The organism is Vibrio sp. 1F279, from assembly GCF_041439815.1.
Taxonomy (GTDB): Bacteria; Pseudomonadota; Gammaproteobacteria; order Enterobacterales; family Vibrionaceae; genus Vibrio; species Vibrio tasmaniensis_A.
Genome location: NZ_JBGOOU010000088.1, coordinates 1,428 through 3,912 on the forward strand (window position 1 = coordinate 1,428; position 2,485 = coordinate 3,912).

Below are 2,485 nucleotides of genomic sequence, written 5' to 3' on the forward strand. Positions count from 1 at the left end.
GTGGGGATTCTGGCTCTACATAATCGGCTGGACGTTGGTTATCAAAATCAAACTGTAAGATGTCACTCAGTGGCATGCGCTCACCCTCCTTTAAGTTTTGTAAGTCAGCCCTAGAGAACCCAATGGCTTGCAAGTCTCGAACGTTGCGATAGAACGTAGCTTTATGCGCTGTTCCTTTCACTTCAAACCAACCACGGTCACACAGTTGGGTGTAGAACCCATAGAGGCGATCAGCCTTAGCGTAAGAAACATTACCTTTAGGTGTGATTTTTTGGTAAAGCTGGCGCAGTAGCTGTTTGACTTTCTGGTCATTGTAGATTTCGAGTTCTTCCCCTTCGACCGCATCCAGTAAGTCTTTGAAGAGGGCTTTAAATAAATACTCACAGTAGGAGTAATCATTGGTTTGTTCGAACTGTTCAGCATGCAGCATGGCGCAACACTTGCCAGATATTACAACTCCCTACTTCACGCATGATAAAACGCTTCTTTGCTCGAGCTTCAAAACGTAAACGGCAAGCAGCGAACTGGCGTAGTTCAGGGTTATTGAGTTGTTCAATGACGTGTTGGTAACGGGTCGTTTTTTCTTTACGAGCTTTGCGTTTAAGTTCATCGAGCTGTTTTAGGACTTCATCGCCCTTGCTGTAGACCAGTAGTTCTTTAGTACGTCCGGCATCGGGGGATTTTTCACTCGCTTTATTGAAGTAAACAGAGGTTTCAAAGTCAGCATTACGAGCGGGACGAATGGAGCGATTCGCAATGTTGCCTAATGCTTTAAGGGTTTGGCGTATCTCGTCCTTGCTGCTGCATTGGATCGAGTAGGTAGAATCTAATCGGGTGATTTCCCCTAGCCCCACATCAAGCAAGTCGAATAGTTCAGGTTGGGCGCATCTTACTGCATCTAACATAAACTCAATACCAAAGCGCAAGCTTTCGGATCCGTAGACGTTGTGACCTTGCATAACCTTTGCAGGAGAGGCTTTGATTTCGATATAAGGCCATTGGATATTGGCTTGAAAGCTTGAATCAAACACCTTGCAAGCAATGTCGGTGTATGAGGACGGGATTATTTGCCAAGCACAATACAAGTCATGTGCTTCACTGTTTTCGTCCCCTTGTACTGCAAATTCAATCGTACCCGCAGAGATTTTTAGACCGGTTTTTTTAGCCAGTGCTTTAAAATCCACAAATCCGCAATCGTTCATTTGAACAACCACTTCTTTGCGTAATGGGATTTTGAAGTCGATAAAATCAATCACCGTGAAAACCTGTCAAGTATCAATTAGAGTCCACATTATAGATAATAAAGAATACTTTCAATACTAATGTACAAAAAAACAGCCTTATAATGGATTCAAAAGAATCCAAACAAGGTGAATTATGGAATTTAAAGATAAGTTAGCATCCCTTAGAAAGGAATTAGGTAAGACTCAAGTGGATGTGGCAAATGAGGCAGAGATTAGTATCGCTGTCTATAAAAAATATGAAGCTGGTTCTGCATTACCGAATATGCGCAACCTCATTAAATTAGCCGACTTGTTTCAAATATCAATAGATGAACTATGTGGACGCTGGGAAACATCAAAAGATCAAGTACTAGCGATACGCCTTAAGAAAGTTGAAGCATTAGATGATGAGGAAAAGTGTGTTTTGAATACAGTGCTCGAAAGCCTACTCTTAAGACATTACAGCCGAAATGTAATAACCCAATAATCAGTAAAAGTCTTATATTGAGACTAAAAGCCGCTATTAGAGCATGCGGCTTTTTACTCTCGCCACTTCATTTAGCAAGGTGCTCGGGACTAGCAAGTTGTGCGGTATTCCGGAGTTAGTTGGAGGGTAATAGGAACCTCACCCCTTCGGGTGACCGATTAAGATCTTAAAGATGGCCTGAATGGCCATTTTTTGTGGGTGAAATTCCAATATTTGGACAAGAGTCCAATTCAAAAACGAATCACACCTAAACTTCCGCGCGATTGGACGAAGCGCCCCCTTGATTCATACGAGCGCTTAGCTACTCATTTTTCCTCTACAAGCAAGCTTATAGCAGTGAAAATTGAGTTAAAAATTTAACTAGGTTAAAAATTTAGAAATCGATAAAGAATTACCGTCCCCTTATAGAGGAAGCTATCTCCTCCTCCTTGCTCTACTACAACCACTGTCCTCGATTATCAATTTTCTTTTCTTTTGGAAGAGAAACGACATGTCGGATTTGGGAAACTACCACCTAATAGAGAGGGATGAAAGGTCTCCAATATGATAACTAGTTTTTGGTCTGGGACCAAAAAGAGGAAAACCCGCGTCAAATTTGCAAGCTCCTGAAAAGTAATTACTATAGTGAACAGCACTAGATAAACCACCACCTAATAGAGGAGGTATCAAAGAATATGCTTAAGAGTTGAGCAGACGAATGAAAATCGCAACAAAATGTTTGCTAGAACAGGAGGAAAAGAGAGATTATAAAACCGAACAGGAATGTCACACAAAC

General features: G+C 41.5%; 3 protein-coding genes. 1 reads left to right on the forward strand and 2 read right to left on the reverse strand.

Annotation, left to right across the window (positions count from 1 at the left end; all coding sequences use genetic code 11):
- Together ACED60_RS25275 and ACED60_RS25280 are read right to left on the reverse strand one after the other, a co-directional pair.
- The coding region (locus ACED60_RS25275; protein WP_371728707.1) for a phage/plasmid replication protein, II/X family at positions 1-430 on the reverse strand (430 nt) is incomplete at its 3' end.
- Entirely contained in the window at positions 417-1,256 is an 840-nt protein-coding gene (locus tag ACED60_RS25280; RefSeq protein WP_371728708.1) for a phage/plasmid replication protein, II/X family, read from the reverse strand. The genes ACED60_RS25280 and ACED60_RS25275, both read right to left, overlap by 14 nt.
- A gap of 121 nt (positions 1,257-1,377) precedes the next feature.
- Between ACED60_RS25280 and ACED60_RS25285 the strand changes: the two genes are divergently transcribed.
- On the forward strand, positions 1,378-1,710 hold the full coding sequence (locus ACED60_RS25285) for a helix-turn-helix domain-containing protein (RefSeq protein ID WP_057622364.1): 333 nt from the start codon (positions 1,378-1,380) through the stop codon (positions 1,708-1,710).
- Positions 1,711-2,485: the final 775 nt, after the last annotated feature.